The organism is Sphingomonas sp. CFBP 13733, from assembly GCF_014841795.1.
GTDB classification, from domain to species: domain Bacteria; phylum Pseudomonadota; class Alphaproteobacteria; order Sphingomonadales; family Sphingomonadaceae; genus Sphingomonas; species Sphingomonas aerolata.
Genome location: NZ_JACYUP010000001.1, coordinates 811,302 through 833,357, shown reverse-complemented (window position 1 = coordinate 833,357; position 22,056 = coordinate 811,302). Strand labels below are relative to the sequence as shown.

At 67.1% G+C, this 22,056-nt stretch carries 13 protein-coding genes; 4 read left to right on the top strand and 9 right to left on the bottom strand.

Going from position 1 to position 22,056, the window contains the following annotated elements; translation table 11 throughout:
* Position 1: 1 nt before the first annotated feature.
* The gene (locus IFT71_RS03495) at positions 2 to 1,129 is read right to left on the bottom strand and encodes a lactonase family protein (protein ID WP_192139120.1); all 1,128 of its coding nucleotides are present in this window, start codon (positions 1,127 to 1,129) and stop codon (positions 2 to 4) included.
* A gap of 117 nt (positions 1,130 to 1,246) precedes the next feature.
* On the opposite strand from IFT71_RS03495, the gene IFT71_RS03490 reads away from it, so the two are divergent.
* From IFT71_RS03490 to IFT71_RS03475, 4 genes are all read left to right on the top strand, one after another.
* Positions 1,247 to 2,617 carry an ABC1 kinase family protein gene (locus IFT71_RS03490; RefSeq protein WP_192139270.1) on the top strand — a complete coding sequence of 457 codons (1,371 nt, stop codon included), beginning with the start codon at positions 1,247 to 1,249 and terminating at the stop codon, positions 2,615 to 2,617.
* Positions 2,618 to 2,773: 156 nt separating this feature from the next.
* Positions 2,774 to 5,134, top strand: a complete 2,361-nt coding sequence (locus IFT71_RS03485) for an FdhF/YdeP family oxidoreductase (protein WP_192139119.1) — start codon at positions 2,774 to 2,776, stop codon at positions 5,132 to 5,134.
* Complete coding sequence (locus IFT71_RS03480) at positions 5,131 to 5,925, top strand: formate/nitrite transporter family protein (RefSeq protein WP_192139118.1); 795 nt, start codon at positions 5,131 to 5,133, stop codon at positions 5,923 to 5,925. The genes IFT71_RS03485 and IFT71_RS03480 overlap by 4 nt, the downstream gene beginning before the upstream one ends.
* Complete coding sequence (locus IFT71_RS03475; RefSeq protein WP_192139117.1) at positions 5,897 to 6,184, top strand: hypothetical protein; 288 nt, start codon at positions 5,897 to 5,899, stop codon at positions 6,182 to 6,184. The genes IFT71_RS03480 and IFT71_RS03475 overlap by 29 nt, the downstream gene beginning before the upstream one ends.
* Before the next feature lie 74 nt (positions 6,185 to 6,258).
* Here the strand turns inward: IFT71_RS03475 and IFT71_RS03470 are convergent, their stop codons facing one another.
* The 8 genes from IFT71_RS03470 to IFT71_RS03435 form a co-directional block, all read right to left on the bottom strand.
* Positions 6,259 to 8,325 (bottom strand): catalase, encoded by a 2,067-nt coding sequence (locus tag IFT71_RS03470; RefSeq protein WP_192139116.1) that lies wholly within the window; start codon positions 8,323 to 8,325, stop codon positions 6,259 to 6,261.
* Between the two features lie 104 nt (positions 8,326 to 8,429).
* Positions 8,430 to 8,693 carry a hypothetical protein gene (locus IFT71_RS03465; RefSeq protein WP_152555360.1) on the bottom strand — a complete coding sequence of 88 codons (264 nt, stop codon included), beginning with the start codon at positions 8,691 to 8,693 and terminating at the stop codon, positions 8,430 to 8,432.
* 98 nt (positions 8,694 to 8,791) lie between these two features.
* Positions 8,792 to 10,708, bottom strand: coding sequence for an alpha-L-fucosidase (locus tag IFT71_RS03460; RefSeq protein WP_192139115.1), 1,917 nt, complete (start codon positions 10,706 to 10,708; stop codon positions 8,792 to 8,794).
* 18 nt (positions 10,709 to 10,726) lie between these two features.
* Positions 10,727 to 13,024 carry a GH92 family glycosyl hydrolase gene (locus IFT71_RS03455; RefSeq protein WP_192139114.1) on the bottom strand — a complete coding sequence of 766 codons (2,298 nt, stop codon included), beginning with the start codon at positions 13,022 to 13,024 and terminating at the stop codon, positions 10,727 to 10,729.
* The gene (locus IFT71_RS03450; RefSeq protein ID WP_192139113.1) at positions 13,021 to 14,442 is read right to left on the bottom strand and encodes a glycoside hydrolase family 125 protein; all 1,422 of its coding nucleotides are present in this window, start codon (positions 14,440 to 14,442) and stop codon (positions 13,021 to 13,023) included. The genes IFT71_RS03455 and IFT71_RS03450 overlap by 4 nt, the downstream gene beginning before the upstream one ends.
* Positions 14,439 to 16,976, bottom strand: a complete 2,538-nt coding sequence (locus IFT71_RS03445; protein ID WP_192139112.1) for a glycoside hydrolase family 3 C-terminal domain-containing protein — start codon at positions 16,974 to 16,976, stop codon at positions 14,439 to 14,441. Before IFT71_RS03445 ends, IFT71_RS03450 begins: the two co-directional genes overlap by 4 nt.
* Entirely contained in the window at positions 16,973 to 19,558 is a 2,586-nt protein-coding gene (locus IFT71_RS03440; RefSeq protein ID WP_192139111.1) for a beta-mannosidase, read from the bottom strand. Before IFT71_RS03440 ends, IFT71_RS03445 begins: the two co-directional genes overlap by 4 nt.
* Positions 19,558 to 21,873 carry a beta-N-acetylhexosaminidase gene (locus IFT71_RS03435; RefSeq protein ID WP_192139110.1) on the bottom strand — a complete coding sequence of 772 codons (2,316 nt, stop codon included), beginning with the start codon at positions 21,871 to 21,873 and terminating at the stop codon, positions 19,558 to 19,560. Before IFT71_RS03435 ends, IFT71_RS03440 begins: the two co-directional genes overlap by 1 nt.
* Positions 21,874 to 22,056: the final 183 nt, after the last annotated feature.

Below are 22,056 nucleotides of genomic sequence, written 5' to 3'. Positions count from 1 at the left end.
GTCAGCTGGTCGGCGCGAGAAACACCGCCCCGGGGACGCGCAGGGTCTGATCGGTCGGCGCGAGACGGCCGTCCTTGCCAAGCGCCATGACCGCGATCGTGCCCGACCGCTCATTAGCGACGAGCATCTGCCGCTGATCCTCGAGCAGCAGGAAGATGCGCGGCCAGTGTCCGCCGGCGGCGATGTGCTGGACGAGGGTCGGCACTCCGTCGCGATCGAGTGCGAACACCGCGATGCTGTCAGCGCCGCGGTTCGAGACGTAGAGGTGCCGGCCAGTGCGATCGATCGCGATGTGCGCGGCCTGGGATGACCCGACATGGTCGCCGGGCAGGGTGGACAGCTGCGTGCGGGTGGTGAAGCGCCCGTCCGGCTGTGCATCGAGCATGGTCACGGTGTTGGCGAGTTCGGCAACGACATAGGCGCGCGGCAGGCGGGGATGCCAGACGAGGTGGCGCGGTCCCGTTCCAGGCGGTGCGCGCCAGGCCGGGACCGGTGCGGCAAGGCTTCGCTTCGCCGGATCGAACCGATAGGCGAAGATCGTGTCGGCGCCGAGGTCGACCGAATGCAGCCAGTGCCGATCGGGGCTGAACCCGACCCAGTGCGCATGCGGCCCCTCCTGACGGCTCTTGTCTGGACCGGTCCCCTCATGGCGGAAGATCGTCGGTTCGCCCGGCGCACCGGTCGCGGGATCGATGCGGTAGAAGCCGACGCTGCCGCTCGAATAATTGGCGATGGCCAGGCAGCCGGACGCGTCGTCGAACGCGGCATGGCAGGGATCGGCGCCACCCGATGGCATCGTGCCGCGCGCTTTCCAGCCGGGCGCAAAGCCGGTTACCGATCCTTTCGCCTGCTCGCGCAGGACATACCAAAGCCCGGTGCGGGGTGCCCGCACCGCAAACGACGCGTCCTCGATCCCGGCGACCGGCGGCTCGACCTGCCAGCGATTGCGCGCGCGGTCATGCGACAGCGTGTACAGGCCCTTGCCGCCCTCGCGCGCATAGGTGCCGACCAGCACGCGGGCGTCGCGCGGCGATGGCGGCGCGGCGCGCAGACCGGTGGCGAGCGTCGCGGTCGCCATGCCGCAGAGCAATGATCGGCGGGTGATGGTATTGAAAACAGGTGGCGTCATGGATGGCGGTCCGATGGTTGATCCTCCACCCCAGCTTACCATCTAAGAAGCGGTCTCGCGCAAGGGGCTCTCCAGACCGAGGATAGACCGACGAGCGAAGATCCTGTCATGCCCGGTATGGAGCCGGGCACTCAACAAAATCCACACGCTGATAACGAGTCCGGCTTCGACGCGGGATCGCAACCGCGTGGCGGGCGGTCGATCCCGCGGGGCCGGCTGTCGCGGCTGGGCGTGTTCGGGCGGCTTGCCGGCGGCGTGGCGGGCGGGGTGGTCGCCGAGGGGGCCCGGCGGCTCGCGAGCGGCGAGCGTCCGCGCATGTCGGACCTGCTGCTGACCCCCGCCAATGCGGTGCGGGTCGCGGACCAGCTGTCGCATCTGCGCGGTGCGGCGATGAAGCTCGGCCAGATGGTGTCGATGGACGCGGGCGACATGCTGCCGCCCGAACTGGCGACGATCCTCGCCCGGCTGCGCAACGATGCGCACCACATGCCACCCGCGCAGCTCGACCGCGTGCTGGCGGCCGAATGGGGGAAGGACTGGCGCCGCCGCTTCGCGCATTTCCAGGCGCATCCGGTCGCGGCCGCATCGATCGGCCAGGTGCACCGGGCACGGCTCCCCGACGGACGCGTGCTGGCGATCAAGGTGCAATATCCGGGCGTGAAGGACAGCATCGACGCGGATGTCGACAATGTCGCGACGCTGCTGCGCGTGTCGGGGCTGTTGCCCAAGGAGCTCGACATCACGCGGCTGCTCGGTGACGCGAAACAGCAATTGCACGACGAGGCGGATTATGTCCGCGAGGGCGAGATGCTGGAACGCTATCGCGCGCTGGTGGGCGACGATGCGGGGCTGCTGGTTCCACAACTCGAGCCGACATTGTCGACGCCGCGCGTGCTGGCGATGGAGTATATCGACTGTACGCCGATCGAGAGTCTCGAGACCGCACCCCAGGATGTAAGCGATACGGCCATGGAGCGGCTGATCAGGCTCACGCTGCACGAACTGCTCGACTGGCGGCTGATGCAGACCGATCCCAATTTCGCGAATTATCGCTGGCAGGCCGAGACGGGACGGATCGTCCTGCTCGACTTCGGTGCCGCGCGTGCGGTGCCGCAGGCCGTAGCGGACGGGTATCGCCGGCTGCTGGCCGCTGGGCTCGCCGGACAGCGCGACGCGGTTCGCGACGCCGCCGTTCAGGCGGGCTTTCTGGGCGAGGCCGCGGTCGTGGGGCATCAGCCACAGATCGACCGCATGATCGACGTGATCCTGGCAGAGATGAACCGGACGGGGCCTTTCGACTTCGGCGATCGCAGCTTCGTCTCGGTATTGCGGGACGAGGGCGCGGCGATCGCCCGCGACCGGTCGACCTGGCATATTCCGTCGGCCGACATGCTGTTCGTGCAACGCAAGATAAGCGGTACCGCGCTGCTCGCGGCACGGCTGAAGGCGCGCGTGGACGTGCGGGCGATGGTCGAACCTTATTGTTAGTCAAATGAAAGCCGTACTGACCTATAAAGGCGATCACCGGCTGCGATTTTCCTGTTTTGCCGCTTATGCTGCGGCGCGGTATCGCGACTCCAAACGTTAAGGCTGCATGGACCCGGGCAATTTCCGCGGTGACACGCCCGATTTGGAGATTTGAGTATGCGTAACAAGCGTCCCGACGGGATTGTCGACTATACTGGCCCGGCCGGTGGCTGGGGTGCGCTCAAGGCGGTCGCGACGTCGCTGAAGGCCCAGCAGATCGTGGTGCGCGGCGGGCAGACGCTGTTGAAATCCAACCAGCCCGACGGGTTCGACTGTCCGAGCTGCGCCTGGCCCGACCCCAAGCATACCTCATCGTTCGAGTTCTGCGAAAATGGTGCGAAGGCGGTGGCATGGGAATCCACGGCGAAGCTGATCGGCGCCGACTTCTTCGCCAAGCACAGCGTCTCAGAGATCTGGAAGCAGAGTGATCACTGGATCGAGGATCAGGGTCGCGTCACCGAACCGCTGCGCTACAACGCTGCGACCGACCATTATGAGGTCGTGACCTGGGCGGAGGCGATGTCGGCGATCGGTGCGGGGCTTGCCGCGGTGCCGGATCCGAACCAGGCCGAATTTTATACGTCCGGCCGCTGCTCTAACGAGGCGGCGTTCCTCTATCAGCTGTTCGTGCGGCTGTACGGGACCAACAACTTCCCCGACTGTTCGAACATGTGCCACGAGGCGACGTCGGTCGGCCTCCCCAAGTCGATCGGGATCGGCAAGGGTACGGTCAGTCTCGAGGATTTTGACCATGCCGACCTGATCCTGTCGATCGGCCATAATCCGGGGACCAACCACCCGCGCATGATGGCGACGCTGCGCGAGGTGTCGCGCCGCGGTGGCAAGATCATCGTGTTCAACCCGCTCAAGGAGCGTTCGCTCGAACGCTTCGAATCGCCGCAGTCGGTGGTCGAGATGGCGACGATGTCGGCCACCCAGATCGCCAGCTCCTATCTGCAGGTGAAGGTCGGGGGCGACGCCGCGGCGTTGAAGGGTATCGCCAAGGCACTCGTGGCGCTCGACGAGGCGGCGCGCGTGAGCGGCGGCGAACCCACGCTCGACCATGCGTTCATCGCCGAACATACCGACGGGCTCGATCCCTATATCGCCGATCTCGCGCGGACCGACTGGGCCGATATCGAACAGGCCAGTGGTTTGCGCCGGGCGGATCTCGAGGACGTCGCGCGGATCTATGCGTCGTCCAAGGCGACGATCGCCTGTTACGGCATGGGGATCACCCAGCACCGCACCGGTACCAGCAACGTCCAGCAGCTTGCGAACCTGTTGCTGCTGCGCGGCAATATGGGCCGCCCCGGCGCCGGGATCTGTCCTCTGCGCGGGCATAGCAACGTGCAGGGCGACCGGACGGTCGGCATCACCGAACGCCCGATGCCGCTGTTGCTCGATCAGATGAAGAAGGTCTTCAACTTCGAGCCGCCGCGCGAGCATGGTCATTCGGTGGTCGAAAGCATCGCCGCGATGCGCGACGGCAAGGCCAAGGCGATCGTCTGCCTGGGTGGCAACCTCGCCATCGCGTCGTCCGATCCGCAGGCGTGCGCCGAAGGGTTCCGCAATCTCGATCTGGCGGTGCACATCACCACCAAGCTCAACCGCACGATGCTGTTGATGGCGAAGGACACCTATATCCTGCCATGCCTGGGGCGGACCGAGCTCGACACGCAGGCCGGTGGCCCACAGTCAGTCACCGTCGAGGATTCGATGTCGATGGTCCACGCCTCGCGCGGCTTCCTGATGCCGCCGGGCGAGAATGTGAAGTCGGAGATCTGGATCGTCGGCGAGATCGCCAAGGCGACGCTCAAGGGCAAGGGCGATATCGACTGGGATGCCTTTGTCGGCAATTACGACCTGATCCGCGACAAGATCGAGGCGGTGTTCCCCGATTTCGCCGATTACAACGCGCGCATCCGCAAGCCCGGCGGGTTCCATCTGCCCAATTCCGCCGCGATGCGGATCTGGAAGACGAGCAGCGGCAAGGCGAACTTCATCGTCGCCGAGGGGATCGAGGAGGACGAGACCGCGAACGCGCCGGACGTGCTTCGGCTGACGACATTGCGTGCGCACGATCAGTATAACACGACCGTCTACAGCCTCGACGACCGGTATCGCGGGGTCTTTGGCCGTCGCGACATCCTGTTCATGAACGAGCGTGACATGGCGCGGCTCGGCTATGCGGAGGGCGATGTCGTCGATGTCGCCACCGCGTTGCAATATGCGCATCCCGACCGCGTCGTGCAGAAGCTGACCCTGGTCCGCTATGCGCTGCCCGACGGGTGCATCGCGTCCTATTATCCCGAGACGCAGCCGCTGATCGCGCTCGAGGATCATGATCCGCAGAGCTTCACCCCGTCCTACAAGTCGGTTCCGGTCACGGTGCGGCGGGCCGGCGGGGATGTCGGTGCGGAGCGCGGCGTGGCGCGCGCTGGGGTCGTCGGCCAGAGCCAGGCCGCTATGGCATGAGCGCGGGATACGCGCCGACGATCGACACCTATGCGACGCTCGCGGCGGCCAAGGCCGCGGCGTGGCGTCGCTCGCCGGTTGGCTTCTTTGCGGGCGCGATCCTGGCGGGAACCTATATCGGGATCGCGATGATCCTGGCGATCAGCGCGGCGGCGGGGCTTCCTCCCGGCGTCCGGCCACTGGTGATGGGCGCGACGTTCGGGATCGGCCTGATCCTGACGGTATTCGCCGGCGCCGAGCTGTTCACCGGCTATGTCATGTATCTCGGCTTCGGCCTGGCGAAGCGGACCATCAGCTATGGTGAGGCGATCACGCTGGCGACTGTCGTCTGGCTCGGCAATCTTGTTGGCGGCGTCCTGTTATCGGCAATCTTCGCAATCGGCGGGGGCGGGGCCGTGTTCGCCAATGCCGACACGATGTTCAACGCCTATGTCCAGCACAAGGTCGAGGCGGACGGTATCGCGTTGTTCGCGCGGGCGATCCTGTGCAACTGGCTCGTCTGTCTCGCGATCTGGACGGCGGCGCGGATGAAGGGGGATGCAGCCAAGTGCATCGCGATGGCCTGGATCCTGCTGGCGTTCGTTGCTGCTGGTTTCGAGCATTCGGTCGCCAACATGACCGCGCTCACGCTCGGCCTCATGGCGCCGCATCCGGTGATCGATCTGGCGGGCACGGTGCACAATCTCGTCGTTGTGACGGCGGGAAACACCGTCGGCGGGCTGGTCTTCGTCGTCTTCGGGTACGTGCTTGCGGCCCGGACGGATGCCGCGGCAGCGCCCGCGGCGGACTGACGCGCACTTGGCCAAGAAGCATTATCTCACCGCGACGCTGCCCGATGGCTATGTGAAGACGATCGGGCCCACGGCGACGGCGTTCACGCACTACTGGCGGATCGTCGCGGTGCTCGCCAACGGCAAGACCGAAGTGTTCTGGGGGCACAGCAAGTCATTGGCCGAGGCGAAGAAGAAGCGCGTCGTGGCCGAGGAGGCGTCGATCCAGCGCGGTTGGCGATCGCACGCGTTCGAGATCGTCGAGCTCGTTCGCTCCTAGACCGTCCACGATTACTGCTGGGCCAGACCGAANTGAGACCACGCGCGAACGGCGTGGTCTCATTCTACCGCCGATCAGGCGAGCGTGCGGACGCCGGGTTCACGATCCCAATAGCGCTTTGCACCTGCGGTCGCGATGTCGGCCAGCCCCACCACACCCGCATCGGGCTCTACGCCGGCCTTGTCGAGAAGCGGCTTGGCCGCATCGCTGGCACCGATCGCCTTCAGATGACCGAACGCATCCATGACCCACTGGACCGCCGCGCCTTCTTTCAGGAGCATCTTGCACCCGTCGGCCGACAGGACGACCGCCACCGCGTCGAAGATCTGCGACGGGCTGCCCGCAAGCTGGCCCTGTGCCTTCTTCATGCTGCCATCGGCGAGCTTCGCGCCACCGACCTTAGGCGCGACCAGCACCGGCTTGCCGCCTGCACCCTCGACCGCCGCGACGACCGCGTCGATCTCCGCGCCATCCGACCCGTCGGCGATCAGGATCCCGACCTGACGGCCCTCGAGCGTCTCCTTCATGTTCTTCTGGATCGACAGTGCCGGGCTCGGTGGCATGTCGACCGGCGCACGGAACGCCGGATTGGCAGCCGGCAGGGGGATGCCAAGACCATCGGCAACGCGCGTCGCCAGTTCCTCGTTCACGTTGCGCAGGTTGCCAACGGTACGCTCCTGAACATGCGCGAGACCGACCTTCGACAGCTCGAAGGTGAACGCCGACGCGATATGCGCCTTCTCATTGTCGGTCGCCGACACCCAGAACAGCCGCGCCTGGCTGTAATGGTCACCGAACAGTTCGGCGCGCATCCGCAGCTTCTCGCCCTGCTCGTCCGCACCGGTCGGGTTGGTGGTCGTCACGAAGCCGTTCGGCGATTCGCGCGGACCACCGTCTTCGCCAACAACCGACAGGCTGTTCGGCTCGTAATTCGCACGACCCTTGGGCACCTTGGTCTGCATCATGCCGTCACGCTGGAAATTGCCAGCGGGGCTGCGCGGTGCGTTGACCGGGATCTGGTGGAAGTTGGTCGTGCCGAGGCGCGACTTCTGCGTGTCGAGATAGCTGAACAACCGGCCCTGAAGCAGCGGATCGTTCGAGAAATCGATGCCGGGGACAATGTTGGTCGGCAGGAACGCGACCTGCTCGGTCTCGGCAAAGAAGTTGTCGACATTGCGGTCGAGCACCATCCGACCGATGATGCGGACCGGAACGTCCTCCTCGGGGATCAGCTTGGTCGAATCGAGCACGTCATAGGGCTGCGCCTCGGCGAATGCCTTGTCGAACACCTGGATGCCGAGCTCCCATTCGGGGAAGTCGCCGGTGTCGATCGCTTCCCACAGGTCGCGACGATGATAGTCGTTGTCCGCGGCCTGGAGCTTGAGCGTCTCGTCCCAGATCGTCGACTGGAGACCAAGCTTCGGCTTCCAGTGGAACTTGACGAAGCTCGACTTGCCTTCCTCGTTCACGAGCTGGAACGTGTGAACGCCGAAGCCTTCCATCATCCGCAGCGAACGCGGCAGGGTGCGGTCGGACATCGCCCACATCTGCATGTGCGTCGATTCCGGGGTCAGTGACGCCCAGTCCCAGAAGGTGTCGTGCGCCGAACCGGCCTGCGGATAGGCACGGTCGGCCTCCATCTTCACCGAATGGATCAGGTCCGGGAACTTGATCGCGTCCTGGATGAAGAACACCGGAATGTTGTTGCCGACGAGATCCCAATTGCCCTCGGTCGTGTAGAACTTGACCGCGAAACCGCGCACGTCGCGCGGGGTGTCAACCGAACCGGCGCCGCCAGCGACTGTCGAGAAGCGCGTGAAGAGCTCGGTCTTCGTGCCCTTCTTGAACACTGCTGCCTTGGTCAGGTCGGAAATGTCGTCGGTAGCTTCGAAAAAGCCGTGCGCACCCGATCCGCGTGCGTGAACGATCCGCTCGGGGATCCGCTCATGATCGAAGTGGAAGATCTTCTCGCGCAGCACGAAATCCTCGAGCAGCGTGGGACCACGCGCGCCGGATTTCAGGCTGTTCTGGTTGTCGGACACGGGCACGCCGTGGTTGGTGGTCAGGACGGGGACGTCGCCGCCTGCCTGCTGATGCGTCTCACCACCGTTGCCGGGGTTGCGCTGTTCGGTGTCGCTCATTGCGGATCCTTGCTGTCGAGGACGAAGTTCGGGGGCTCAACGTGCGATCCACCAGACCGGGTCCATGCAGGCGGCAAGGAATCGGCCTGCTTCATGTTAGGGGATCAGGTCGTGGGCGACGGATGTTGCCCGGACCACGCCGAACCGAGTCCGTTTCCAGCAGGTGCCCGGAATCGCCGGAGTTTTTTCGCCGACCGCCAGAGCAGAAGCAGGCCGATCGCGAACAGGAACAGCGCACCGAACAGGAAGGCGAGATAGAATCCTGGTGCGAGCCAGGCGGATCGTATCACCGGCCCGGCCGCTGCAACGTCCGCGGCGGCCCCCGCCATGCTGGTCATCGGCGTTGCACTGGTTTCGATCGCTGTCATGGCGTGTCCCCGGCCGGACCGGCACCGTCGCGGCACCGGATCCGACCTGAGGTATGCCCGCGATTTATTTCACGCGTGGGACAGACCGTATCATAGCGTCACCCGCTGCGCGGCCGGAACGCGCCGATTCCGGCGATTGCGAGGCGGCGGGCAGGAATTGCTGTTTCGGCAAAGCTGAGGCGGAGCAGACGGGCCGTGACCGGCGCCGCAAACGCAATGCGCTGAGTCGCGAGCGCATAGGCGATGTTGGGCAGTTCGCCCTTGCCGGCCTCTTGCCAGTTGGTGCCGTCGGTGCTCGTCTCGATCCGGTAGCCCTTTGGCGGTGCGGTGTCTGCCATCACCGCGCGCGACGGCGTCAGGCTGAACCCGGCAAGCGTCTCGGTCGCGCCGAGGTTGATCGTCACCGAGGCGGGGGCGCCGGGTTTGGGGGCGGGCAGCGCCCAGCTCGTCGCGGTATCGTTGTCGAGCAGTGCCTGTGCGCCGGGGGCGGAGGCGGCGGCGATCGACCAGCGCGTCGTGGCGACGATGCTAGGGTCGGATGCGACGACGGTCGCGACCGCGGCTGGCGCGATCTGGCGGAAGAGCGCGATCTCGCGGATCGCGGGGCAGGCGGGGGCCTCGAGGATTCGCAGACGCAGGCGGCGGGCCGTGACCGGTGCGGGCAGGCGGATGATACGCTGCGCGCCGATGCAGGCGTGCTGCGCCAGCTCGCGCCACCGGCCGTCCACTTCGGCATCGACCGCAAACCGCGTCACGCGCAGCCCGAGCGGGAGATATTCGCGCAGGCGGATGAGGTCGAAGGTTCGGCCGGGGGGAAGGTCGAGCACGAGGCTGGGTGTCGTGATCCCGTCGGCGGTCGACCAATAGCTGTTGGCGCGACCGTCGAGGACGTTTGCCGGCGAAAAGCCTGCGCCGCGACTGTGGCTGGCGGTCGCGACCGCACCCTGAGCGAGGTCGCGCGCGAAGGTGGCGGCCTGCGCGGTGCCGAACGACTTCAGCACGGCGACGTCGATATCGGCGAGGCGGCCGCGCCGGTCGGGCGGCAGGTTGAGGTTGAGGTTGGTGCCGCGACCGACCGACTCGTCGTACAGCTTTACCAGCCGCGCGGGCGTCTTGACCTTCGCATCCTCGTCCGCGTGATAGAACCAGCCCGGGCGGATCGAGACGTCGGTCTCGGCCGGCCACCAGAGCGGCGCGCCGCGCACGCCCGAATTGCCCTCGCTCTGCACATAGGGATGGTTCGGCATGGTCGGCCAGCAGGGATCGCCGGCGACGCCGTCCTCATTGCCGACCCAGCGCACGTCGGCGCCCAAAGGATCGAAGGTGCAAGCCATCGGCTGATGCTGATGGACCAGCGCGACGATCGACGGCCAGTTGTAGTATTTCGGCGCATCGATCTTCCGCGTGTCGCGCGCGCCGCCATAATAGCCGTCGCCGCCATTGGCGCCGTCGAACCAGAATTCGAACAGGGTGCCATAGCGCGTGCAGAGCTCGACCACCTGCTTGCGGAAATAGTCGACATAGGCCGGGCGGCCATAGTCCGCGTGATTGCGATCCCAGGGCGAGAGGTACAGCCCGAAATCGAGCCCGGCCCGCCTGGTCGCGCGCTCCATCTCGCCGACGACATCGCCCTTACCGTTCTTGTACGGGCTGTTGCGGATGCAATGCTCGGTCAGCATCGTCGGCCACAGGCAGAAGCCGTCATGATGCTTGGCGGTCAGGATGATGCCGCGCATGCCGCCTGCCCTTGCCGCCGCGACGATCTGGTCGGGGTCAAAATCAGTCGGATCGAAGAGCTTGGGATCCTCGTCGCCATAGCCCCATTCGCGATCGGTGAAGGTGTTGATTGAGAAATGGACAAAGGCATATTGCTCGCGCGCATGCCAGGCGAGCTGGCGCTTCGACGGCGTCGCACCCCATGGCTTGGGGGCGGCCGCGCGGGTCGCCGCGAGCGCGGGCGTCGCGGTTGCGGCGAGGCCCGAGGCGAGCAGGAGGCGGCGGGAAACTTCGGTCATCATCGTCTCCATGGGAATTCAGGTGGCGGGGCGGCCGAACGAGGGGGGGCGGTCAGCGAGCTTCGCGCCGAACGCCGGATCGGGGGTGGCGGACATGGTGAAGCGCAACGTACCGCCGGCGACGAGGTCCGCATGCGAGATCCAGCTCTTCGTCCAGGGCTTGCCGTTCCAGGTGACCGCGGTGACATAGGGCGTATCGATGCGGTTGCCCGGCGCCTCGATCACGACCTTGCGCTTACCCCCGACCTTGAGTTCGGCGCGGGTGAAGAGCGGCGAGCCGAACACATAGACCGCCGCGACCGGATCGACCGGATAGAGGCCGAGCGCTGACATCACGAACCATGCGCTCATCTGGCCGCAATCGTCATTGCCGATGATCCCGTCGGGCGTGCGCTTGTACATCGTCGTCAGGATCTTGCGGACCAGCGCCTGCGTCTTCCAGGGCTGGCCGACATAGGCGTAGAGATAGGGCACGTGCTGATCGGGTTCGTTGCCGTGCGCATATTGGCCGATCAGCCCCGATATGTCGGGCGGTGCGTCCCTGGGCAGGGTCGAGGGCGCGGCGAAGAGCGCGTCGAGGCGTGCGGCGAACTTCGCGTCGCCACCGAAATGCGCGATCTGGCCGTAGAGATCATGCTGGTTGAGGAAGGTCGTCTGCCAGCCATTGGCTTCGGTGAAGTCGTGGTAGCGCTTGATATGGCCGAGCTGGATCGGGTCATAGGGCGTCAGCCAGCTGCCATCGGCAAGCTTGGGCCGCGCCAGGCCGATCGTCGGATCGAGGACGTTGCGATAGTTCCGGCTGCGCTCGCGCAGGCGGGCCGCGTCATCGGTCGCGCCGGCCCTGGCCGCGAGGGCGGCCATCGCCCAGTCGTCATAGGCATATTCCTGGGTCCGGCTGACCGACTCGTCGACCTGATCGGCGGGCAGATAGCCACGCGCGATATAGGTGCCCCGCGCGCGGCTGTTGACGAGGTCGGGCGCCTTGGCGTCGAAAGCACGCGTGCGGATCGCGGGCCAGGCGGCGGCATAGTCTGCGTCGATGCCCTTGGCCGCGGCCTCCGCCATGATCGCGACCGAATGCCAGCCGATCATCGTGCCGGTCTCGACCCCCTGGAGCGGCCAGCAGGGCGGGCCATAGGCGCTTTGCTGCGTCTGGCGAACCAGGTCGCGGACGAGCGACCGCGCGCGATCGGGCGCGACCAGGGTCAGCAGCGGGTGGAGCGTCCGGTAGGTGTCCCAGGTCGAATAGGTGCTGTAGGCCTGTTCGCCCTTGGGCACGCTGTGGACCAGCCGGTCGAGCCCGACATAGCGGTCGTCGACATCCGAAAAGAGCGTCGGCGCGAGCATCGCATGATAGAGCGCGGTGGCCATGACGACGCGCTGGTCGTCGCTGCCACCGTCGATCTTCACGGTCTTGAGCGCGTCGGCCCAGTCGCCGATCGCCTGACGCCGCGCGGCATCGAAGTCGCGCGACGCCGAGGCGGCGAGGTTGGTCCGTGCGCCCGCCATGTCGACCGCGGAGACCGCGGTCCGCACGACGATCGGGGCGGATCCCGCATCGTCGTAGTGCAGCACCGCGCGCACGCGGTCGGCGGTCGCGATCGCGCCGTTGACGACCTGGTCGCCCGCATGGAGCGTGATCCGGTCTGGCTTGCGCGAGACCTGCATCGCGAAGTGGATGCGGCGCCCCTTGGCCCAGCGGAAGGTGCGGCGGCTGCCGATCAGGATGCCGTCCGATTCGAGCTCGATCCGGCTGTCGTCGATCAGCGGGCCTTCGCCCGGGCGGCTGTCGCGGTAATTGCCGAGGTCGATCAGGAGATGCCCGGGGCCGGCGGGAAAGCGGTGCCGCTGCCAGCCGACCCGCGCTTCGGCGGTGAGTTCGGAGCGGACGCCGTTGCCGAGCGTGCAGGCATAATAGCCGGGCTCGGCACTTTCCTGCGCATAGGTCTGTCGATAGCCTTCGCCAGGCTTGTCGGGTGCACCGGGGCGCAGCTTGACCGGGCCGCGCGCCGGCACGACGAGCACGTCCATCATGTCGGCGATGCCGGTGCCCGACAGATGCGTGTGCGAAAAGCCCATGATCGACGGGTCACCGCGATGATAGCCCGAGCAGTTCGCCCAGTTCTCCGTATCCGTGTCGGGACTGACCTGGACCATGCCGAACGGCACGGTCGCGCCGGGATAGGTATGACCGTCACCGCCGGTCCCGATCCACAGATCGGGCACCGCGCGCGACCGGCCGGCAAAGGCCGGCATCGCGCCGGTCAGCGCCAGCGCACCGGTCGAGCCAAGCAACGCACGTCGCGTGAGCCTCATAACGGCGCCGCCAGCAGCGCGGGGCGGGTATCGGCAAGATGGACGAGCAGTTCCCCGAACAGACCGTTCGTCCAGGCGAACCAGCTGCGCGTGAACTTGGCGGGATCGTCCTTGTCGAACGCCTCGTGCATGAAGCCGGTGTCGGCATCGGTATCGCGCAGCATCCTGAGGCAGCTGCGGACAGTCGCGTCGTCGGCGCCGGCAAGCGCGCGGATGATCAGCGACATCGGCCAGATCTGGCCGAGCCCGACATGCGGGCCGCCGATCCCCTCCGCCTTGGTGCCCTTGAAGAAATAGGGATTGGCGTCGCTCCAGGCCGCGTCCGAGGTGCGGCGCCAGAGCGGGTCGGTGGCGGGAACGCAGCCCATATAGGCAAGCGCGGACAGCGACGGCACGTTGGCGTCGTCCATGAAGACCGCGTTGCCGAACCCGTCGACCTCATAGGCCCAGACCTCGCGGCCGTCGCGCAGCCGCATCTTGCCATGCGCGTTGAGCGCGGTCTCGACCTCGGCCGCGAGCGCGGTGGCATCGGCGGCGAGCGCGGTATCGTTGCGCGCCTCCTTCGCGACGACGGCCAGTTCGCGCAGCGTCGTCACCGCGAAGTGATTGGCCGGGATCAGATAGGGATAGAGGCAGGCATCGTCGGACGGACGAAAACCGCACTGGATCAGGCCGTTCGGCTTGGCGGGATTGCCCCAGCCCTCGAGCGCCATCGTCTCGGTATTGCGGTTCGAGGCGCGCAGGAAGCTATAGGGTCCGCGGCCGTCCTTGCGCTGCTGCTCGCGGTAGGTGCGCAGGCTGGCGCGTGCTGCCTCCGCCCAGGTCGCGTCGAACGGGGTCGCGTCGCGCGTGGCCTGCCAATAGCCATAAGCGAGACGCATCGGGTAGCAGAGCGAGTCGATCTCCCATTTACGCTCGGCGACACCCGGTTTCATCTCGGTCTGGTCGTGCAACGCCCAGCTCAGCTCGGTCTTGCCGGCGGGATCCTCGAGAAACGCATTGGCATAGGGATCGAGCAGAATCGATCGCGACTGGCGGGCGATCAGCCCGCGGAACACCGTGCGCAGCGCGGGATCGTTGCGGACGAGGTGAAGATAGGGGCGGAGCTGCGCCGAGCTGTCGCGCAGCCACAGGCACGGAATGTCACCGGTGATGACGAACGCGTCGGGGGCACCGCCGATGGTCGACATCCGCACGGTCGTGTCGAGCGTGTTGGGATAGCAGTTGCCGAACATCCAGCGCAGCTTCGGATCGGCGATCCGGGCCGAGACGCGGGCGATCTCGCGTTCCACCGCCCGGCTCTTGAACAGACGGTCGGCGACGGCGGGGCGCTTGGAGGGCAGGTTCGGGCGGGCGGCAAAAGCAGGGGTGCCGACGAGCGCGAGCCCGCCGGCGATCAACGAACGGCGATCGATCATTTGGGCAGCCCCACCGCTGCGCCTGTGATCGTCAGGTCGGTCCATTGTCCCTCGCCGTCGCCGGGCTGGCCGCCGCCGACATAGAGGCGATAGGCGCCGGGCTGGATCGTGCGCGTGCCGTCCCGCGCGACGCTGCTCATCGAGCGGGGATCGAGCGCGAACGAGACGGTGCGCGACTGGCCGGGCTTGAGGGCGACGCGGTCGAAGCCGACGAGCTGGCGCTGGAGCACCGCGGTGGTCGGACCGCCACCAGTTGTCGCGGTCGGGACGAGATAAGCCTGAACCACCTCCTCGCCCGCACGCGCGCCGGTGTTCGAGACCTTCGCCGCGATCGTGAGCGGCTGGCCGGCCGCGACGGTGAGGCCGGGTTTTGCCGCGGCATAGCCGAAGCTGGTATAGCTCAGCCCGTGGCCGAAGCCCCAGAGCGGCTTGCCGGTGAAATAGCGATAGGTGCGCTCCTTCATCGTATAGTCGATGAAGGCGGGCAGATCGCTGGCGGACTTGTAGACGGTGACGGGAAGGCGACCCGAGGGGTTGTTGAGCCCCGCCAGCGTCTCGGCGATCGCGGTGCCGCCGGCCTGGCCCGGATACCAGGCGGTCAGGATCGCGTCGGCGAGCGACGGATCGACCGCCACCGCGCTGCCGCTGGTCAGGACGAGGATGACGGGTTTGCCGGTCGCGCGCAGTGCTTTCAGCAGTGCCTGTTGCGCGAGCGGAAGCCCGATGTCGGTGCGGTCGCCGCCGACGAAGCCGGGGACACTGACCGACAGCGCCTCGCCCTCGAGATCGGGCGACAGGCCCATCACCGCGACGACGACGTCCGACGCGTTTGCGGCGGCGACGGCAGCGGCGAGCATCGGCGCGGCGGGCGGCGTCCAGAGCAGGCGGATGCCCTCGTCGTCGCTGCGGTGATCGAGTTCGAGGCGGAAGGCGGCGGGCTTGCCGTCGCTCGAGACCGGGATCTCGACGCGGCCCTTCTTGATCTCGCCGGCGGTGAGCTGGCGGTCGCCGATCCAGAGGCGTGCGACGTCATGGACCGAACAGTCTTTCCAGCACGCCGGGACGTCGATCACCAGCGTATAGTCACCCGCGGCGGGCGGAGTGAAGACGCCCGACCAGCGGACGCCGAAGCTGCGGCCAAGCCCGGGCGCCGGACTGACGCGGTTGAGGTCCGCATCGACGCGGCGTTCGGTACGCGTCAGCACCGGCGTTCCGCTGGTCGTCCCGGTACCTGCGAAATATTCGGCTTTCAGTCCCTGCGGAAAGACGGTCTCGGGCACCACCACCGGCGCGCCGTCGGCGAGCACCGAACCCTGGGCATAGCGGACATTGGCGGCGCCGAACTGCTTGCGGATGCCGTCGAGCGGGGTGATCGGGGCGACCGCGGTGCCGTGGTAATTGCCCTGGAGCACGCCGATATCGTCGGCATTGGTGCCGATCACCGCGATCCGGCTGCCCGATTTGAGCGGCAGGCGGCTGGCATCGTTCTTGAGCAGCACGATCGACTTGCGCGCCGCCTCGAGCGCGAGCGCACGGTGCGCGGGGGTGTCGACCTGATCGGTGCCGATCTTGCTCCACGGGCTGTCGCCGCCGAACGCGATGCCCAGTGCACGGCGGGCGCGGAAGGCGCGCGTCAGCGCGGTGTCGACCTCAGCCTCGCTCACCAGGCCCTGGCGAACTGCGGCGGGGAGGCCGGCATAGGCGGTGCCGCAATTGAGGTCGGTGCCGCCCCTGATCGCCGCTGCCGCGGCGCCGGGCGTGTCGAGCCGATAGTGGTGATAGGTGCTGATATTGCCGACCGCGTCGCAATCCGAGACGGTGAAGCCGGTAAAGCCCCAGTCGCGCCGCAGCCGGTCGACCATCAGCGGCGACGATGCGCAGGCGGGCACGCCGTGGATCGAGTTGTACGCGCACATCAGCGAGAGCGCCTTGCCTTCGGTCACCGCCTGGCGGAAGGCGGGCAGGTAGGTTGCCTCAAGATCCTGCGGGCTGGGGTCGACGTCGAAACTGTCGCGCCCGGCCTCGGGGCCGCTGTGCACCGCGAAATGCTTTGGCGTGGCGACGACCTTGGGGTGGAGCGGGTCGGGGCCCTGGAGGCCGCCGATGAACGCGACGCCGAGCCGCCCGGTCAGATACGGGTCCTCGCCATAGGTTTCCTGCCCGCGCCCCCAGCGCGGATCGCGGAAGATGTTGATGTTGGGCGACCAGATCGTCAGCCCTTCATAGATGCGGCGATCGGCATTGGCGGGCTTCGCATTGAAGCGCGCGCGTGCCTCGGTCGCGACGACGTCGCCGATCTTGCGGACGAGCACCGGATCCCAGGTCGCGGCCATGCCGATCGCCTGCGGGAACACGGTCGCATGACCGTTGCGCGCGAGACCGTGCAGTCCCTCGTTCCACCAGTCATAGGCGGGAAGCCCGAGCTTCGAATCGGCGGGCGCGGTGCTTTGCAGCTGCGCGGCCTTTTCTTCCATCGACATGGTGGCGACCGCGGTGGCGACGGGATCGGCGGAGGCGAGCAGGAGCCAGATCATCGGGCAAGGGTCCTCAAGGTGAGCGCTTTGCGCAGTGTGGCAGGCGACGCGTCCGACGCAACGGCGACGGTCCGCGTCTCGCCCGGCAGAAGATCGAACCCGTCATCGGCGGGCTGCGCCGCCACGTCCCCGAAATCGAGCATGACCGCGCGGGCGAAGCGGCTGGCAGTGATCGTCGCGGTCGAGCCCGACCAGGTGACGCTCAGGCCCGGATCGGGATAGGCCATGTCCTTGGGCAGCGCGCGTTCGATGATCGCACGGCTGGCGACCGCGTCACCGACGATCAGCTCGGCGACCGCATAGCTGGCCCCCGGCGCGGCACTGCCGAACAGCGTCGCGTCGGGGAGCGTCGCGGCGAGCGTCGACGAGAGCGGCGGCAGCGTCGCGGGCGTGGTGGTGTCGTTCAGCACGGCGCCCGCCATGTCCATCGCGCGCACCCGCCAGCGCGCGGTGATCGGCGTGGTCGCGTCGGAGATCAGCGAGATCCGCGTCGCGCCGTCCTTGTGCTCCGCGGCGATCGCCTGGGGGGCGAAGAAGCGCCGCGCGGCATAGTTCAGCAGCTTCCACTGGCCGTCATGATCGATGCTCGCCCAGCTGATCGAGGGCCAGACGTCGTTCAGCTGCCAGTAGAGCGATCCCATCGTCACCGGGCGGCACGCACGGTGATGCAATGCGGCGATGCGGATCGCCTCGGCCTGGTTGACCTGCGTCAGATAGACGAGATCGGCGAAATCCTTCGCCGGGCGCAGGCGATCGCGCAGATACATCAGCAGGCGCTCATTGCCCTCGCCGGCGAGGAATTTCTGATGCGCCTTCATCACCGGGCTGTCGGCGGCAAGCGGTCCCTTGCCCGCGAAGGCGCGGATCGTCGCGAGGTCCGGCATCGCCTGGAAGCCATATTCGGACATGAAGCGCGGGCAGCTGTCGAGATAGCGCTCGACCGGTTTGGAGCCTGACCAGACATCCCAAAAATGGCGATCGCCGTTCTTGTCGGTGTCGGTCGGGCCCTCATAATCGGTCGAGGGGGAGCCGGGCCAATAGGGGGTGCCGGGCGAATATTTCGTCACCGCCTGGCGCAGCACGCGGTCGAACAGCACCGCCATGCCCGCACCGATCCGCTCCTGCTCATCCGCGCCGACCGCCTTCTTGAACGCCTTGCGATCGGACCAGTTCTCCCAGCCCGACAGCACTTCGTTGCCGCCGGCCCAGATCACGACCGAGGGATGCGAGCCGATCCGGGCGACCTGCTGCTCGGCCTCGATCCGGACATTCTCGCGGAATGCGGCGTCGGGCGGCGTGACGCTGCCGCCGAACATGAAGTCCTGCCACACCATCAGCCCCATGCGGTCGGCCATGTCGTAAAAGGCGTCGTCGAGATAATAGCCGCCGCCCCAGACGCGGATCATGTTCATGTTGGCGTCCGCCGCGCCCTTCAGGATCGTCTGCATATAGGCGGGGGTGACGCGCGACGGGAACATGTCGAACGGGATGAGGTTCGCGCCCTTGGCGAAGATCGGCGTGCCGTTGACCTTGAAGCCGAAGCTGCCATCCTTGCGGATCAGTTCGACCGTGCGCAGGCCGATCCGCCGCGTGACACTGTCCTCGGCGGTCGCTTGCGCGCCCGCGAGCGAGGCGGTGACGGTGTAGAGCGGTTGCGCGCCATAGCCGATCGGCTGCCAACGCTGCGGCGCGGCGATCGTCAGCGGGAGCGAGACGCTGTTGCTGCCGGCGGCGAGCGTGACGCTGCGGTCGACCGTGACGGTCTTGCCGTCGGGGCCCGTGACCACGGCGTGGACGGTGGTGCGACCGGGCGTGTCGGCGACGATGTCGAGCTTCGCCGCGATCCGCGCCTCGGCGTCGCTCAGATCCTCCTGCTCGACCCGGAACGTCTCGATCCGCGCCTCGTCCCAGATCTCGAGACGGACCGGACGCCAGATGCCGATATTGACGATCCGGGGACCCCAGTCCCAACTGTAATGATATTTGGGTTTGCGGATATAGGGCGAGGTCTGCTTGCCCTTGGGCTCGTCGCCGAACGCGCTGTCATATTCGCCGGGAAGCGGATGCTTCTCGGCGAGCACCATCGGCTGGAGTGTGCGGATCGGCGAGGCGATCGTCACCAGCACTTCGTTGCGGCCAGCCTTCAACGCCGATTTCGCGTCCACCCGCCAGCGACGGTGCGCGTTGTCGGTCTTCTGCAGCGCCGTGCCGTTGACGGTGACGGTCGCAAAGGTGTCGAGACCATCGAATACGAGGTCGAGATGGTCGCGCGCCAGCATCGCGGGCGTGACGTCGAGCACGCGGCGGAACTGCCACCGGGTCAGCCCAGCCCACTGGATCGCGCCCTCGTTCATGCCCTTATAGGGATCGGGGACGCGGCGCGCGGCGATCAGGTCCTGCTGGACCGATCCCGGCACGGTGGCCGCGAGCCATTTCGCCTCGCGTTTGTGCGCGGCGACCGCGCTCGTGTCGGTCGGATCGATCCGCACCTGCCAGTCGCGGTCGAGCGTGACCACCGTCTTCGGGGCCGAGATCGCGGGCGAGGCGAGCGCGAGGAGAGGGAGTAGGAACCAGCGACGCATCAGCGTGTCTCCGTGAGTTGCATCCGCTCGACCGCATAATAGGGATCGGACGTGGGGGAGGTGAATTGCAGGCAGATGTCGCGGTCGCCGGTCAGCGCGGGCAGGCGGCCCTTGACGCTGAACCGGGTGGCGGCGGTTGCCGGATCGGGGAGCGGGAAGGTGCCGGCCACGACCGGCTTGGCACCCGCCACGGTGCAGCCGACGAGCACGATCAGCTCGCCGTGCGGGGTGACGTTATAATGCCGGCGCAGCTTCGTGTCTTCATGCGCCAGCGCATAATGACGCGGCAGGCGGGCGATATCGATCGTGAAGCCCTTTGCGGCATCCATCGGCGCGGCGGGATAGGCAGTGCACAGGTCGAACAGGTCGATATTGTACACCGGAGCGTTCGCCTGCGCCTCGGGCGTCAACGGCACGCGGAGTGCGAGCGATCCCTTTGGACAGGCGACCATGTCGGAGGCAGTGCGCGTCAGCAGCGCCTGGCGGCCGGTATCGAACAGGCGTGGCTCGGCGATCTGCTGACCGGCGGCGTCGAACGCGGCGGCGCGGATCTTGACCCCGGGTTTGATCGACAGCGGTGCCGTATAGGCGGGCGACCGCGGGCCGGGGGCCTTGCCGTCGAGCGTGTAGCGGATCGTGCCATAGGGCGCCTGCGTCGCCAGCGAGACCTTGGCGTTTTTGGTGCGCAACGCATCGCCGCGTGTGCCGGCGAGCGTATAGCCGACTGCGAACGCGCTGTCCGCGACCTGCATGCCGGAGGTGCGCCAGCGGCCGATCTGCGGCTGGACCCGCTCGAGAAAGCTGCCGAAGTCGCGCTTGTCCTTGCCCGACCAGGTGATCTCGGCGAGCGCGGCGGCGCGTGGGAAGATCAGATGCTGCATCTGATAGGGCGTGACGATGTACTCGCTCCACAGATTGCCCTGTGCACCGAGCACGTGATGCGCCTTGTCGGCGGGGATCCCCGCGGGCATCGGCTCGTATTTATAGACGGTCTCGAGCGACTGGATATCGATCCGCCCTGGCGGTTCGTCGCTGTGATCGCTTTGCAGGCTGTTGAGGTAGAGCGTCGGTGCAGGCGACAGGACGACGTCGTGGTTCTGGTTCGCGGCCTCGACCGCGCCCTTTTCGCCACGCCACGACATCACCGATGCGGAGGCGGGGAGGCCACCTTCGAGAATTTCGTCCCAGCCGATCAGGCGGCGGCCCTTGCTGGCAAGATATTCGCCGAACTGGTCGATCATCCAGCTCTGCAGTCCGTTCTCGTCCTTGATCCCGAGCTTTACCATCTGCGCCTGGACTTCGGGACTGCGTTCCCACTGATCCTTGACCGCCTCGTCGCCGCCGAGATGGACATAGGTGCCGGGGAAGACCGCCATGATCTCGTCGAGCACCGTCTTGACGAAGGCGATGCCCTTTGGCCCGGGGTTGAAGAGATAGGGGTTCACGCCCCAGTCGCTGCTGACCTTCGGCGTGTCGCCGAGCACGCCGAGGTCCGGATACGCGGCGACGAGCGCCTGCGCGTGGCCGGGCAGGTCGATCTCGGGGACGACGACGATGCCGCGCTCGGTCGCATAGGCGACGAGCTTGCGCAGCTCGTCCTGCGTGTAGAAGCCGCCGACCTGCGTGCCAGGCGCCTCGCCGGTCGAGGGGGACGTCCGGACGCTGCCGATCGCGGTCAGCCGGGGATAGGCCTTGACCTCGAACCGCCAGCCCTGATCGTCGGTGAGGTGGAGATGGAGCGTGTTGAGCTTCACCGACGCCATCTGGTCGACGATCGCATAGAGCGAGGGCAGCGACTGGAAATGCCGCGCGGTATCGATCATCAGCCCGCGCCAGCCGAAGCGGGGGGCATCGTCGATCGTGACCGCTTGAATCCGGACGGGCTGGCCGAACGCGCGATCGGGGCTGATCAGCTGCGCCAGCGTCATCGCGCCATAGACGAGCCCGGCATCGCCCGACGCCGCGATCCGCACGCCGGACGCATCGACCGTCAGGCGATAGGCTTCCGCACCCTTGATCGTCGCGTCGCGATCGATGCGGATCACGCCGCGCGCGCCGGTTGCCAGCGTCAGGCCGCGTTCGGTCTTCACATGGGCGAGGAGCAGACGGGCGGCGGCGGTGGTGCCGGCATCGCCGGGATCGGCGGACACCGTGCTGCCCGCCGTGATCGTCACGGCGCCGGTCCCGCGCGTCATCGCTGCGGGTTGCGGGACCAGCGGCAGGCGGTCCTGCGCATCGGCCACGCCGGTGGTGCCGAGCATCATGCCGGTCGCGATAAGCGCGCATCCGAAACGGGGGGGTGCGTTTGACCGCATGATTTCTGCTCCCGGTAACCGGCTCCTCACGGCCGCTGGTCGGGGAATGTAACCAATATAGGTCCAGACACAAGCCGTTGATTGGGCGGCGTCCCGAAAGCAGGTCCCGAGCCTTCGCAAAGTTTGCCAGTGTTTCAGCCGATCTGGCAGCATCGACCCATTTTGGACGGAAATACCAATATA